We start from the raw sequence: 16,079 nt of genomic DNA, 5'->3' as shown, positions 1-16,079 counted from the left end.
CACCATGACCTCGTCCCGACAGGACCGCATCGCGGCACTGCCCGCCCACCTGCGGGAGGTGCTGCGCGCGCGGATGGCGGGAACGGCAGGCCCGGCGCCGGAGATCCCGGCCGCCGCCGACCGTTCCCGCCCGATCCCGCTCTCGTCCGCCCAGCGGCGGCTCTGGTTCCTCAGCAGGCTGCGGCCGGACGATCCCGAGTACAACAGCGCGTTCGCCCTGCGCCTGACCGGACCGCTCGACCGCGCCGCGCTGGCCACCGCGTTGCGGCTGCTGGTCGCCCGCCACGAGCCGTTGCGCACCACCTTCGAGGAGATCGACGGCGAGGGCTTCCAGATCGTCCGGCCGCTCGATGAGGTCGCGTTGCCCGTCGTGGACGTCGAGCCGGGCGACCTCGAGGACGTCCTGCGCGCCGAGTACACCCGGCCGTTCGACCTGGGCCGCGGGCCACTGCTGCGCGCGGTGCTGCTGCGGCTCACCGGCACCGAGCACGTGCTGCTGGTGTGCGTGCACCACATCGCCACCGACGGCGCGTCGATGGGCGTGCTGACCGAGGAACTCGGCCTGCTCTACCGCGACGGCGATCGCGCGCGGCTGCCCGCCCAGCCGGTGCAGTACGCGGATTTCGCCGTCTGGCAACGAAACCGGCCACTCCGGGGCGCGGGTCTCGACTACTGGAAGTCGCACCTCGACGGCGTCGCCCCGCTTGAGTTGCCCACCGACCGGCCGCGGCCACCCGTCCGGAGCACCGACGGCGCGACACGGGAGTTCACCGTGCCCGCGGAGGTCGCGGGACGGCTGGCCGAGCTGGCGCGCTCGTCGGAGACGACGCTGTTCACGGTGCTCGTCGCCGCGTGCCAGGCGCTGTTCGCCCGCTACACCGGGCAGGAGGACATCGCGCTCGGAACGGTCGTGCAGGGCCGCGAACGGCCGGAGCTCGAACGGGTCGTCGGCTTCTTCGTCAACACCGTCGTGTTGCGCTCGGCCGTCGACCGGTCCGTGCCCTTCACCGAGCACCTGACCCACGCCCGCCAGACCGTTCTGGACGCCTTCGCCCACGACGACGTGCCGTTCGACGCGGTCGTCGACGCCGTGCGGGCGGACCGCGACGCCGGCCGGAACCCCCTGTTCGACGTCATGGTGCTGCTGCATTCCGCTTCCGGCGACGGTCCTGAATTCCCCGGCCTGACGGTGGAACCGGCGGACGTCGCGCGGGACGCGGCGAACTTCGACCTCTCGATCGAATTCGAGGAATCCCGGGGCGGGCTGGCCGGACTCGTCGAATACAGCACCGAACTGTTCGACGCCGCCACGATCGACGGCCTGACCGGACATCTGCTGCGGCTGCTGGCCGGGATCGCCGCCGAGCCCGGACGCCGGATCGCCGACCTGCCGCTCACCGACGACGCCGAAGAACGCCGCCTGCTGTCGTGGGGGAGCAACGAGCTCGAGGTTCCGACGTCGACCATCGTCGACCTTCTGGACCACCAGGCGAAGACCCGGCCGGACGACACCGCGCTCGTCTGCGGCGACACCCGGCTGACCTTCGCCGAACTCGCCGCCCGCACCGACGGCCTCGCCGCGGAACTGGCCGCCCGCGGCGCCGGGCCCGACCGGATCGTCGCGGTGCTGCTGCCGCGTTCGGCCGAGGCGATCGTCGCGTTGTTCGCCGTGCTCAAAGCCGGTGCCGTGCATCAGTCGATCGACCCCGGCCTGCCGGCCGAGCGGATCCGGACCCTGCTGGACGACACCCGGCCGGTCGTCGTCATCGACGACACCTTCACGGCCGCCACCGACCGGCCGCGACCGGCGCCGCCGCGGCCGTCGGACGCCGCGTACGTCATCCACACCTCGGGTTCGACGGGCACGCCGAAGGGTGTCGTCGTCGGCCACGCGGCCCTGGTCAACCTGCTCGCCGACCATCGCACCGTGTTCGGCCGCGACCGGATGCGCGTCGCGCTGACCGCGACCCTGTCGTTCGACACGTCGTGGGAAGGCCCCCTGCTGCTGGCGGACGGCCACGAACTGCACCTCATCACCGAAGAGACCCGGCTCGACCCCGACGGGCTGACGCGCTACGTGCGGGACGAGCGCGTCGATTTCCTCGATGTCACTCCGTCGTACCTGCGGCAACTGCTGCCCGCCGGTCTGCTGGAGGGAGAGCACCGGCCGAAGTTCCTCATGGTCGGCGGTGAGGCCCTCGACAGCGACCTTTGGCGCGCGCTCGCCGCTTCCGGAACGGAGGTCCACAACTACTACGGGCCCACCGAGTCCACTGTGGACGCCACCCGCGCGCCGGTGACCGGTGACCGTCCGGTGATCGGCAGACCACTCGGCAACGTGACCGCCTACGTCCTGGACGAACGGTCGAGGCTCGTGCCCGCCGGGGTGCCCGGCGAACTTTGTCTCGCCGGCGCCCAGCTCGCCCGCGGCTATCTGGGCAGGCCGGGACTGACCGCGGACCACTTCACCGCCGACCCGTTCGGCCCGCCCGGCACCCGGCTCTACCGCACCGGCGACCGTGCCCGCTGGACCGCCGACGGGCGGCTGGAACACCTCGGCCGCCTCGACGACCAGCTCAAGGTCCGCGGCTTCCGGATCGAGCCCGGCGAGGTCGAGACGGCGCTGCGCGCGCAACCGTCGGTCACCGACGCGGCCGTGGACGCGCGGGACGGCAAACTGGTCGCCTACGTCGTCGGCGACGCCGACCCCGCCTCGCTGCGGACGGCGTTGCACCGCGTCCTGCCCGCCCATCTCGTCCCCTCGGCCTTCGTCGGCGTGGACGCACTGCCGTTGACGAGACACGGGAAACTGGACCGGCGCGCGCTGCCCGATCCCGGACACACCACCTCGACGCCGTACGTGGCTCCCCGCGACGACCGTGAGCGGCTGGTGACCGCCATCTGGTCCGACGTCCTCGGTGTCGAACGCGTCGGCGTCGACGACGACTTCTTCGAACTCGGCGGCGACTCCCTCCTCGGCATCCGTGTGCTCGCGCGGCTCCGGGACACCCTTGGTGCCGACGTGCCCGCGCGGCTCGTCCTCACCGCGCCCACTCCGGCGCGGCTCGCCCTGCGGTTGCCCGAGATCACCGCGCCGCAGGCGGCGATTCCGGTGCTGCCCAGGGACGGCGGCCGGTTCGAGGCACCGCTTTCCTTCGCGCAGCAGCGGTTGTGGTTCCTCGACGAATTCGAACCGGGCAGCACCGAATACGTGTCACCGACGGCCTTGAGGCTGCGCGGTGAGCTGGACACCGACGCGCTGAATCGCGCCCTGACCACGTTGGTCGCCCGGCACGAATCCCTGCGGACCACCTTCGCGACCGTCGACGGCCGTGGCGTCCAGGTGATCCACCCGCCCTACGCGGTCGACGTGCCCGTCACCGAAGGCGCCCTGGACAGCGCCCTCGCCGCCGCGACCGGCCCCGTCGACCTGCACACCGGGCCGTCGCTGCGGGTCGCGCTGACCCGGCTCGCGCCCGGCGACCACGTGCTCACGCTCGTGCTGCACCACATCGTCACCGACGGATGGTCCTCCGGCGTGCTGCTGGCCGAGCTTGCCATGTGCTACAGCGCGTTCCGCCGCGGCGAAGAGCCGGTCCTTCCGCCGCTGCCGGCGCAGTACGCGGACTACGCCGTCTGGCAGCGGGAACGGCTGCGCGGTACCGACTTCGACGCCCAGCTCAGCTACTGGCGCAACCGCCTCGACGGCGTGCCCGCGCTCGACCTGCCCACCGACCGGCCCCGTCCGGCCGTGCGCACCAAGAACGGTGCCCTGTACGAATTCAGTGTGCCCGCCGGGACCACGGCGCGGCTCAAGGAGCTGTCCCGGCATCAGGGTGGCACCCTGTTCATGACCCTGCTCGCCGCGAGCGAACTGCTGTTCGCCCGCTGGTCGGGGCAGGACGACATCGCCGTCGGCACTGTCGTCTCCGGCCGCGAGCGGACGGACCTCGAAGGCGTGATCGGGTTCTTCGTCAACACCCTCGTCCTGCGGTCCACAGTGGACTTGAAACTCGGGTTCGACGTCTTCCTCGACGACGTGCGGGACACCGTCCTGGACGCGTTCGCGCACCAGGACGTGCCTTTCGACCGGGTCGTCGACGACCTGCGGCCCGAACGCGACACCAGCCGCACACCGCTGTGCCAGGTGCTGGTGGTACTGCACAACACGCCGGACACCCGGCCGTCGATGGCGGGCCTGGAGGTCGAAGAGCTGGCCCCGCCCGTCGTGACCGCCGGTTTCGACCTCACGATCCACTTCCAGGAGACCGACGGCCGGCTCGACGCGCTCGTCAACTACAACACCGATCTGTTCGATCCCGCCACCATCGAGCGGCTGACCGGCTGGCTTCGCCGCCTGCTCGACGGCATCGCGACGGCTCCGGAACTGCCGCTCGGACAGCAGCCCTGGATCAGCGCGGCCGAACGCGACCGGGTGCTGCTGGAGTGGAACGGCAAGGCGCAGGCGGAACCTTCGCCCGTCCTGCACGAACTCTTCGCCGAACGCGCCGCGCGTACTCCGGACGCCGTCGCGGTGACGAGCGGGAGCACCGAGCTGACCTACGGCGAACTGGACCGGCGCGCCAACCGCCTCGCCCACCGGCTGATCGAGCAGGGCGCGGGACCGGAGCGGCTGGTGGCGCTGCGGCTGCCGCGTTCGGCCGATCTCGTCGTCGCGGTGCTCGCCGTGCTGAAGACGGGCGCCGCGTACCTGCCGATCGACCCGGCGTATCCGGCGGCGCGGATCGAGGCGACGCTGGCCGACGCGCGTCCGGTGTGCGTGGTCGACTCCGTGGAGGCCGACGGCCGCCCGGACACCGCTCCGGAAGTGCGGGTCGAGCCCGACAACACCGCCTACGTCATCTACACCTCCGGCTCCACCGGCGTGCCCAAGGGGGTGCTGATCCCGCACTCCAACGTCACCCGCCTGTTCTCGTCGACCGCGCACTGGTTCGGCTTCGACGAGAACGACGTCTGGACGCTCTTCCACTCCTACGCCTTCGACTTCTCGGTCTGGGAACTGTGGGGCGCGCTGCTGCACGGCGGCAGGCTCGTGGTCGTCCCGCAGGACGCGGTCCGCGAACCGGAGGAGTTCCTGGCGCTGCTCGCGGACCAGCGGGTGACGGTCCTGAACCAGACCCCGTCGGCGTTCCACCGGCTGAGCACGCTGCCGACTCCGGAGCTCAGCCTGCGATACGTGATCTTCGGCGGCGAAGCGCTGGATCCGGCGCGGCTGACCGACTGGTACCGGCGGCATCCGGACGGCCCGCGGCTGGTGAACATGTACGGCATCACCGAGACCACGGTGCACGTCACGTACCGGGCGCTGGAAGCGGACGGGACGGCCACCGTCGGGGTCCCGATCCCGGACCTGCGGACCTACGTGCTCGACGCCGATCTCGCGCCCGTCCCGCCCGGAGTGACCGGTGAGCTGTACGTCGCCGGGGCGGGCCTGGCCCGCGGCTATCTCGACCGGCCCGGCCTCACCGCGTCGCGGTTCGTCGCGGACCCGTTCGGTGGCTCCGGCACCCGGATGTACCGCACGGGCGATCTGCTGCGGTGGACCGGCGACGGCGAACTGGACTACCGGGGCCGCGCCGACCACCAGGTCAAGATCCGCGGATTCCGCATCGAACCCGGTGAGATCGAAGCGGCGCTCATCGCCCATCCCGATGTCGAGGCGGCCGCCGTTGTCGCCCACGGGACCGGCGACGCGCGAAGGCTGGTCGCGTACCTGACCGGACCTGTTCCGGGGACGACGGCACTGCGGGAGTTCCTCGGCCGCTCCCTGCCCGCGCACCTGGTGCCCGCGGTGTTCGTCCCGCTGGAGCGGTTACCGCTCAACGCCAACGGGAAACTCGACACCCGTGCGCTGCCGGAGCCCGGCGCCCGGACCGAGAACCGTTACGTGGCACCGCGCACCGACGTCGAGGCCGTACTGGCCGGGATCTGGTCCGAGGTGCTCGGCGTCGACCGGGTCGGGGTCGAGGACAACTTCTTCGGTCTCGGTGGAGATTCGATCCTCAGCATCCAGGTCGTCGCGGCGGCCCGGCAGGCGGGGTTGACGCTGTCGTCGAAGGACCTTTTCCGCAACCAGACCATCGCCGAGCTCGGTCTCGTCGCCCGCACCGAAGCGCAGGTGGAACAGGTCGAGGTGGACGACGCCGGGCCCGCGCCGCTCGGCCCGATCCAGTCGTGGCTGTTCGAGCGGCTGGACGAGCCGTGGCGGCTGACCATGTCCGTGCACGTCGTTCTGTCCTCTGTGGACATACCGAAGCTGATCTCCGCCCTGAACCGCGTCAGCGAGCACCACGACGCGTTGCGCATGCGCTTCTCCCGCACGGACGAGGGCTGGGTACAGGAACCCGCCCTCGCCGAACCGGCCGACCTGCTGAGGCACGTCGATCTGTCCGAAGTGGACGATGTCTCCGCCGCCATGCGGACCGAGGCCGTGCGGGCACAGACGTCGCTCGACGTGGTCACCGGGCCACTGTGGCGCGCGGTGCTGTTCACATTCCGGGACCGGGCACCGCAGCTGTTCCTCACCGCCCACCATCTCGTCATGGACGGGGTGTCGTGGCGGATCCTGCTGGCCGACCTCGAACGCGCGTACCAGGGCGAAGCCCTGACCCCGGTGCGAACAACATTCACGTATTGGGCGCGTTCTCTGCGCGAACACGCGAAAATGGGACAGCTCGACAAGGAAATCGGGTACTGGGAAACTGCGTTCCGCGGAGCTCGGACGGACATTCCGGTTGACCGCCCGGGCCGCAACACCGCGAAGTCGGAGCGCGGTGTCTCGGTGTCACTTGGCCGGGCCGAGACCACCGCGCTCCTCCGCGACGTACCCGGCGCGTACCGCACGGAGGTCAACGACGTGCTGGTGAGCGCGCTCGGCCGGGTGCTCGCCCAGTGGACAGGGCGGTCGCGAGTGGTGATCGCCATGGAGGGGCACGGGCGCGAGGAGATCGCCGGCCCGCTGGATCTTTCGCGCACGATCGGCTGGTTCACCGCGCAATACCCGCTCTCGCTCGCCGTGCCCGAAGGCGATTGGGGCGACGTGCTCAAATCCGTGAAGGAACAACTGCGCGCGGTCCCGTCGAAAGGCGCGGCATTCGGGGCGTTGCGCTACTCGAACTCCGGAGAAACGCCGGGTTCCGCTTTACGAGCGGCCCCCGAACCGCGGATTTCCTTCAATTACCACGGCCGCTGGGACATGGGGAGCCCTGACGGCGGATGGATCCGGGGCCGAGGCGAGACCCTCGGACACGACAGCGATCCGGAAAGCGTCCGCCCGTATCTGCTCGACGTCGTCGGCGTCGTCGAAAGCGGCGAATTACATCTCACCTGGCAGTATTCCGACGAGGTGCACGACGAAGACACCGTGCGCGGGATCGCCGGCGCCATGCTCGGCGCGTTGCGCGGGATCATCGCGCACTGCGCCGGGAACGGTGGGCGCACGCCGTCGGATTTCCCGCTGGCGCGGCTCTCGCAGGCGGACGTCGACCGCTTCGCCGGTGACGGCCGGGACGTCGAAGACATCTACCCGCTCACGCCGTTGCAGACGGGCATGCTGTTCCACAGCCTGGTCGACGCCGGATCGACGGCCTATTTCGACCAGTTCCGGCTTCGGCTGGCCGGGGTGAGCCGTCCGGACGCGCTCGCCGAGGCGTGGCAGCGCGTGGTCGACCGCACGCCGATCCTGCGCAGCAGTATCGCCTGGGAGGGTGTCGACGAGCCGGTCCAGCGGGTCCACCGCGAGGTCGTGGTCCCGGTCCGGCACCACGACTGGCGCGCGCTCACCCCGGACGAGCAAGACCGGGAGCTCAAGAAACTGCTCGCCGACGACGTGGCGGCGGGAATGGAACTGACCGAGCCACCGTTGATGCGGCTCGCGATCGCCCGGCTCACCGAGGACGAGGTGCAGCTGGTGTGGACCTCGCACCACGTCCTGCTCGACGGCTGGAGCACGGCGCAGGTCTTCGGCGAAGTGTGCGAACAGTACGCGGCCATCGTGGAAGGCCGCCCCGCGCGACTGGTACCGCGACGCCCGTTCCGCGACTATCCGGCCTGGCTCGCCGCGCAGGACCGTGCCGAGGCGGAGGCGCACTGGCGCGCCGTCCTGGACGGGTTCACCACCCCGACCCCGCTGCCCTTCGACCGGAGGCCGACGGAAGCACACCGGGCGGAGTCCGCGGAGGCGGTCCTGGTCGAGCTGTCCCCGGAGGAATCGGCGAAGCTGCACCAGACCGCCAAGGCCGCGGCGCTCACGGTCAACACGATCGTGCAAGGCGCCTGGGCGCTGCTGCTCGCGCGCTACAGCGGGGAAACCGACGTCCTGTTCGGGACGACCGTGTCCGGCCGCCCGGAGGAGATGCCGGGTGTCGAGTCGATGATCGGCATGTTCATCAACACCGTCCCGACCCGGGTGGAGGTCCGCGGCCGGGACCTCGCACTCGACTGGCTGCGCGAAACGCAGGCGGCGCAGGCCGACGCGCGCCGGTACGACTTCCTCGCCCTGTCCGAACTCCAGGCGTTCACGGCAGTTCCGGCTGGTACGGCGCTGTTCGACAGCGTGGTGGTGTTCGAGAACTACCCGATCGAGGACAGCGGACAGGCCGACGTGCGCGTGCTGGACGTCGAATCGCTCGACACGACGAACTTCCCGCTGAACCTCACCGCTTACCTGCACGACAAGCTCGGGCTCGAACTCTCCTACGACCCGCGGCTGTTCGACGCGGACACGGTTCGCCGTCTCGCGGATCGGCTCGTTGGCTTCGTCCGTGCCATCGCCGCGGACCCGAGGTGCCGCCTCGACGCGCTGTCCCCGCCGTCGACGTCCGAACGACGTGAACTACTGTCCTTCGGCAGCGGCCCGCTGGTCGACGTACCGTCCGGCACGGTGCTGGACGTCTTCGAGGCCACGGTCGCCCGGATACCGCACGAGACCGCGCTGGCCTTCCGCGACACGGTGCTGGACTTCGCCGAGGTCGACGCCCGCGCCACACGGCTGGCGGGACACCTGGCCGCCCGGGGCGCGGGTCCGGAAACCGTGGTCGCCGTCGCGCTTCCCCGTTCGGCCGAAGCCGTCCTTGCGATCCTCGCGATCTTCAAGACGGGCGCGACCTACCTGCCGATCGACCCGGGCCTTCCGGAGGAACGCAAACGGTTCCTGCTCCAGGACGCGCGACCGGTCGTCGTGCTGGACGGGACGGACCCCGGCCCCGCGACCTCGGCGGTGACCAGGGCGAGCGCGGACACCGCGGCGTACGTCATCTACACCTCCGGCTCGACGGGAACGCCGAAGGGCGTCGTCATCGAACACCGCGGCCTGATGAACATGCTCGCCGCGCACCGCCGCGTCTTCCTCACCGAGGAGCGCCGCAAGGTGGCGCTCACCGCGTCGTTGTCGTTCGACACGTCCTGGGAAGCGCTCCTGGCCCTGATCGACGGGCACGAGCTGCACGTGCTCGACGACGACACCCGGCTCGATCCCCACGCCGTCGTCGGCTACGTCCGCGACCACCGGATCGACCTGATGGACCTGACGCCGGCCTATCTCCGGCAGCTGCTGGAGGCAGGACTGCTGAGCGGGGAACACCGGCCCGGCACGGTACTCGTCGGCGGTGAGGCGACCGGCGAGCGGCTGTGGCGCGAGCTGGTGGCGTCCGGTGTCACCTCGTACAACTATTACGGCCCCACCGAGGTGACGGTCGACGCCGTCCACACACCGGTCGCGGGGGACCGGCCGCTGATCGGCCGGCCGTTGCCCAACCTGCGGACCTACGTCCTGGACGCGACGGGCACGCCGGTCCCCGCTGGCGTGCCGGGGGAGCTGTTCCTCGCCGGTGTCCAGCTCGCCCGCGGCTACCTCGGCCGCCCCGGCTTGACCGCCGACCGTTTCGTCGCCGACCCGTTCGGCCCGCCGGGCACCCGGATGTACCGCACCGGCGACCGCGTGCGCTGGACCACCGACGGACGGCTCGACTACCTCGGCCGCGTCGACGACCAGGTCAAGATCCGCGGATTCCGGGTCGAACCCGGCGAAGTGGAGGCCGTGCTGCGGCAGCATCCGGCGGTCACCGACACCACGGTCACCGCCCACGACGGACGCCTCGTCGCCTACGTCGTCGGTGACACGCAAGGGCTGCGGGACTGGTTGCAGGACCGCCTGCCGGACCATCTCGTCCCGTCGGCGCTCGTCGCGCTCGACGCCCTTCCCTTGACACGTAACGGCAAGATCGACAAGCGAGCGCTGCCCGCACCCGCCCGCGACGCCGCGGCCGAGTACGTGGCGCCGCGGACCGACACCGAACGCCGCCTCGCCGTCATCTGGGCGGAGGTGCTCAAACTCGACCGGGTCGGGGTGACGGACGGTTTCTTCGAACTCGGCGGGGACTCGATCCTCAGCATGCGGATCACGTCGAGGGTGCGCGCGGAACTGGGCGTCGACGTCTCGCCGCGCGCGCTGTTCACCGCACCGACCCTCGGCCGGTTCGCCGCGGCATTGCCGGACCGGCGGGCCGAAACGCGGCCGATCCCGATCGTGGCCCGCGACGGTGCCTTGCCGTTGTCCTTCGCCCAGCAGCGGTTGTGGTTCCTCGACGAGTTCGAGCCCGGCGGCGTCGATTACCTCTCGCCCACGGCGTTGCTGCTCCGCGGCGAACTCGACGTCGCGGTCCTCAAGCGGGCGCTGGATCTCCTGGTGGCCCGCCACGAAGCGCTGCGCACCACGTTCGACGCGATCGACGGCCGCGGCGTCCAGGTCGTGCACGAGCCCTACGACGTCGACCTCCCGGTCGAGGAGTTCGACGAAGACGTGCTGGCACGGGAAGCGTCGCGGCCGTTCGACCTGCGTACCGGACCGCTCCTGCGGGCTCGGCTCTTCCGGCGGACGTCCGAAGAGCACGTGCTGCTGCTGGCGCTGCACCACATCGTCACCGACGGCTGGTCGTCGGGCGTGCTGGCCGCCGAACTCGACGAGGTCTACGCCGCCCTCGCGCGCGGCGAGGAGCCGGAACTGCCCGGACTTCCCGTGCAGTACGCGGATTTCGCCTCCTGGCAACGTGAACTCCTCGACGGTCCCGAGCTCACCGGGCAGCTGGACCACTGGCGGGACCGCCTCGCCGGGCTGGAACCCCTCGAGCTGCCCACCGACCGGCCCCGGCCGGCGGTGCGCACGACGGAGGGCGAATGGCTGGGGTTCGACCTTCCCGCCGGCGTCGTCGCGAAGCTCCGGGAGCTGGCCACCGCCCAGGACGGCACCCTGTTCATGACCCTGGTGGCCGCCTGCCAGCTCCTGCTGGCCGGATGGTCGGGCCAGCGGGACGTCGCCGTCGGCACCGTGACCGCCGGGCGGGAACGCGCCGAACTGCAACGTCTCGTCGGCTTCTTCGTCAACACCTTGACCCTTCGGTCCACAGTGGACATCGGAGTCTCCTTCCGTGAGTTCCTGGCCCAGGTGCGGACCGTGGTGCTCGACGCCTTCGCCCACCAGGACGTCCCGTTCGAGCGCGTGGTGGACGCCGTGCAACCGGCCCGCGACCCGAGCCGGACGCCGTTGTTCCAGGCCATGGTCGTCCTGCAGAACACCGGTGACCGGCCGGGTTCCGGCACGCTCGTGGCGGAGGAGGTCGCGCTGCCCGCGGTGTCGGCGCCCTTCGACCTCCTCGTGCAGTTCGAACAGGACGGCGACACGGTGCACGGGGCGATCAACTACAGCACCGGGCTGTTCGACGCGGAGACCATCGAACGGCTGATCGCGCGGCTGCGGGCGCTCCTGACCGTGCTCGCCGCCGAGCCGGACCGGCCGATGGCGGCCCTGCCGTCGTTGCCGCGCGGTGAACTCGACCGGTTGCGAGCCTGGAACGACACCGCGCGCGAAATCCCGGCAGCCTCCCTGGCCGAACTCGTCGAGGCACAGGCCCGCCGGACACCGGACGCGTCAGCTCTGGTGTCCGACACCGGCTCGCTGACCTTCGCGGAGCTGAACGCGAGAGCGAACCGGCTGGCCCGATGGCTCGCCGAGCGAGGTGCCAGGCCGGAGCGGATCGTGGCCGTCCGCCTGCCGCGTTCGGTGGCGCTCGTGGTCACCGAACTGGCCGTGGCCAAGACCGGCGCCGCGTTCCTGCCCGTGGATCCCGGCTATCCGGCCGAACGGATCGAATACATGCTCAAGGACGCCGACCCCGTCCTGGTGGTGGACGGCGAAGTCGAGGCGGCCGGGTACGACGACACCGACCTCGGTGTCCGGATCGACCCGGCACAGCCCGCTTACGTGATCTACACGTCCGGCTCGACCGGGCGGCCCAAGGGGGTCGTCGTCACCCATTCCGGGCTCGCGTCGTTCTCCGCCGCCGAGATCGAGCACTGTGAGGTGCGGCCGGGTGATCGTGTACTCGCCTTCAGCTCGCCCAGCTTCGACGCCTCGATCCTGGAACTGTGCCTCTCCCTGCCCGCCGGCGCCGCGCTCGTCGTGCCGTCCGAGGGGCCGCTGCTCGGCACCGGGCTGGCCGACGTCCTGCGACGGCGGCGGATCACCCACGCGCTGATCCCGCCGATCGCGCTGGCCACCGTGCCCGAGGTGGAACTGCCCGACTTCCGCACGGTGATCGTCGGCGGGGACACCTGCCCGGCGTCGCTGGTGGACCGCTGGGCGCCCGGAAGGCGGATGATCAACGCGTACGGGCCCACGGAGTCCACTGTGGTCACTTCGTGGAGCGAGCCGCTGACACCGGGCGTGCCACCGCCGATCGGCACCCCGATCCCGAACACCGAGGCCCACGTCCTCGACGCCGCGCTGCGGCCGGTACCGATCGGGGCCACCGGTGAGCTGTTCGTCTCCGGCGACGGCCTCGCCCGCGGCTATCTGCGCCGCCCGGGCCTGACCGCGGACCGGTTCGTGGCGAACCCCTTCGGCGACCGGGGGAGCCGGATGTACCGGACCGGCGACCTGGTCCGCTGGACGGCTCGGGGAGTGCTGGAATTCGTGGGCCGCGTGGACGAACAGGTCAAGATCCGCGGCTTCCGGGTGGAACTCGGCGAGATCGAGACCGCGGTGCGACGTCATCCCGAGGTACGGGAGGCGGTGGTGGCCGCCCGGGAGATCGGTGGCCACAAACGCCTTGTCGCCTACGTCGTCGGCGAGGTGGAGGGGCTGAGGGCCTTCCTCGGCGAGACGTTGCCCGACTACCTCGTGCCGTCGATCTTCGTACCGGTGGCCGCGATCCCGATCACCGCCAACGGCAAGGCCGACCGTGCGGCGCTCCCGGTGCCGGACCCGTCCTCGGTGCAGGGCGCGGACCACGTGGAGCCGCGCACCGAAACGGAAGCGGTGCTCGCGAAACTGTGGGCCGAAATCCTCGGCCTGGACCGGGTCGGTGTCACGGACAACTTCTTCGATCTCGGCGGCGACTCGATCCTCGGCATCCAGGTCGTCCACCGCGCCCGGCGGGCCGGGCTGTCGACGCGGTCGAAGGACCTGTTCACCCACCAGACGATCGCCGAACTGGCGACGGTGGTGAAACCGGTGGACACCGCGGACGCGGACCGCGAGGTCGTCGTCGGAGATGTTCCGCTGACCCCGATCCAGCAGTGGTTCTTCGCCGGCGAACCGGCCAATCCCGCGCATTTCAACCAGTCGGTACTCGTCGAACTCGACGGGCCGGTGGAGGAGGAGTCGCTGCGGCTCGCGCTCGACGCCGTCATCACTCAGCACGACGCGCTGCGCCTGCGCTTCGAGCGGACCGAGGCGGGGTGGACGCAGTACAACGAGCCGCCGGAGCCGAGGCCGGTGCTGAAGAAGGTGCCCGCGGCCGAGTTGGCGGAAGAGGCCGAGTACGCGCAAGCCGATTTCGACCTGGCGCGGCCACCGCAGCTGCGCGCGGTGCTGACGGAACCGGACGGCGCGGAGAATCCCCGATTGCTGCTCGCCGCGCATCACCTGGTCGTCGACGCGGTGTCGTGGGGCATCCTGCTCGAAGACCTCGAACGCGCGTATCGGCAGATCGAAGCCGGTGAGAAGACCGACCTCGGGACCAAGACGACGTCCTTCCGGGAGTGGGCGCACCGGCTGCGCGAGTTCGTGGAAGGCGGCGCACTGGACGCTGAACACGGGCATTGGTCGCGTGAGCTGCCCGGCCGCACGATCCCGCGCGATCGGACCGGCGTCCCGCCCGCGCCACCGGAATCGGTGACCGTGGAGGTCGATGAGAACGACACCGACGCCCTGCTGCATTTGGCCCCCGGCGTCTACCGGACCCGGATCAACGACGTCCTGCTGACGGCGCTGGCCAGGGCGCTCACCCGCTGGACCGGGGAATCCGCCGTCGCGATCGACCTGGAGGGACACGGCCGCGAAGAGATCCTCGACGACGTCGACCTTTCCCGGACCGTCGGCTGGTTCACCACGTTGTTCCCCGTCGGGCTCACGGTCGACGGCTCGGCGGGCTGGCGGCAACTGGTCAAGGCGACCCGGAAGCAGTTGCGCGCTTTGCCCGGCAACGGTTTCGGCTATGGAGCCCTGCGGCATTTCCGGTTCCCGGAGCTCGGTGACACGGCGCCGGAGGTCGCGTTCAACTACCTGGGCCAGGGCGATCACGCGAGCGAGGGGAGCGGGTTCTACCGCCGGGCGCACGCACCACTCGGACGCGAACAGGACCCGGAGAACCGCCCGGCGCACGTCCTCGAAGTGGTCGGCGGTGTGCGGGACGGTCGGCTGGAGTTCTCCTGGTACTACCAGCCACACCTGAACACGCGGGAGACGGTGGCGGCCGTCGCCGCGGACTTCGCCGGCGCCTTGCGCGCCATCGCGTCCGACTGCCGGGGTGACGAGACGTGAGCGGGCTGCGGAACAATCGCGACTACCGTCTCCTGTGGACCGGGCAGGTCGTTTCCGAGGCCGGTTTCAGTACCACGATGATCGCCTTTCCCTTGGTGGTGCTGGCGATCACCGGATCCGGCGTCCAATCAGGACTCGTGGTCGGCGCGGTGGCGATCGCCCAGCTGGCCGCCGGGCTGCCCGCCGGCGCGTTCGCGGACCGCTGGTCACGCAAACGGATCATGCTCGGCTGCGAGGCCACACAGGCGATCGCGGCCGCCGTGCTCGTCCTGGCGCTGTGGTCGGACGTCGCCGGAGTGGGGCTCCTGGTCGTCGTCGCGGTGGTGATGGGAGTGTGCCGCGCCTTGTTCGAACCGGCGGAGGAGGCGAGCCTGCCGCTACTGGTCAAGCCGGACGAAGTACCGTCGGCGGTCTCGCTGAACGCCGCGAGAACGAGCGCGGGCCAGCTCTCGGGTACCGCGCTCGGCGGATTCCTGTTCTCCTTCGGCCGGTTCGTGCCGTTCGTCTTCGACGTCGTGGCGCACTTGTTCGCCTTCGTGTCGCTGTGGTTCGTGCGGCTGCCGGTCCGCCGGGACGGCGCCCGGCCGCCCGCGCATCTGGGCCGGGAGATCGCGGAAGGACTCGCCTGGGTGTGGCGGCAACCGCGGCTGCGCGTCACGACGTTCTGCGTCGTCAGCCTCAACCTGTTCTTCTCGGCCTACTACCTGGTGATCATCGTGCTGGCCGACGGTCGCGGCATGCCTTCCGGGGAGATCGGCGTGATGGCGGCGATGCTCGGCGCCGGCGGGGTGCTCGGTGCGCTGGCCGCACCGGTCCTGTACCGCAAGGTCAGCCCGTATCTGTTGATCGCCGGGGTTTTCTGGGCGTTGACCGTACTGACACCGCTCGCGATCTTCGTGCACAGTGGATACCTCATGGGTCTGCTGTTCGCGGGGATCGCCTTCCTGCCGCCCGCCGCCAACACCGCCATCGGCACCTATCAGTTGCTCAACACTCCCGACGAACTGCGCGGTCGGCTCGGCGGCGTACTGGGGGTGACCGGCGGCCTGGCCGCCGCGTTCGGTCCCGCGCTGGGCGGCTGGCTGGTCGAGGCCCTGCCCGGCTCGGCCGCGGTGCTCGCGTGCGCGGGCGCCATCGCGGTCGTCACCGTGTTCACCACCCTCAACCCCACTCTGCGCGGGCTCCCCGCCACCTCCGCACCACTCGAAGCCGGAACCCATCAGAAATAAGGAGAGAGAAC

The 16,079-nt window shown here is 70.9% G+C and carries 2 protein-coding genes; both read left to right on the top strand.

Annotation, left to right across the window (positions count from 1 at the left end; all coding sequences use genetic code 11):
- Positions 1 to 4: 4 nt before the first annotated feature.
- Complete coding sequence (locus DMC64_RS28070; RefSeq protein ID WP_125735953.1) at positions 5 to 14,839, top strand: non-ribosomal peptide synthetase; 14,835 nt, start codon at positions 5 to 7, stop codon at positions 14,837 to 14,839.
- Positions 14,836 to 16,068: an MFS transporter gene (locus DMC64_RS28065; protein ID WP_125735952.1), complete on the top strand. Its 1,233-nt coding sequence runs from the start codon at positions 14,836 to 14,838 to the stop codon at positions 16,066 to 16,068. The genes DMC64_RS28070 and DMC64_RS28065 overlap by 4 nt, the downstream gene beginning before the upstream one ends.
- Positions 16,069 to 16,079: the final 11 nt, after the last annotated feature.

The organism is Amycolatopsis sp. WAC 04197, from assembly GCF_003947475.1.
GTDB classification, from domain to species: Bacteria; Actinomycetota; Actinomycetes; order Mycobacteriales; family Pseudonocardiaceae; genus Amycolatopsis; species Amycolatopsis japonica.
This window is presented reverse-complemented; position numbering and strand designations above follow the sequence as displayed.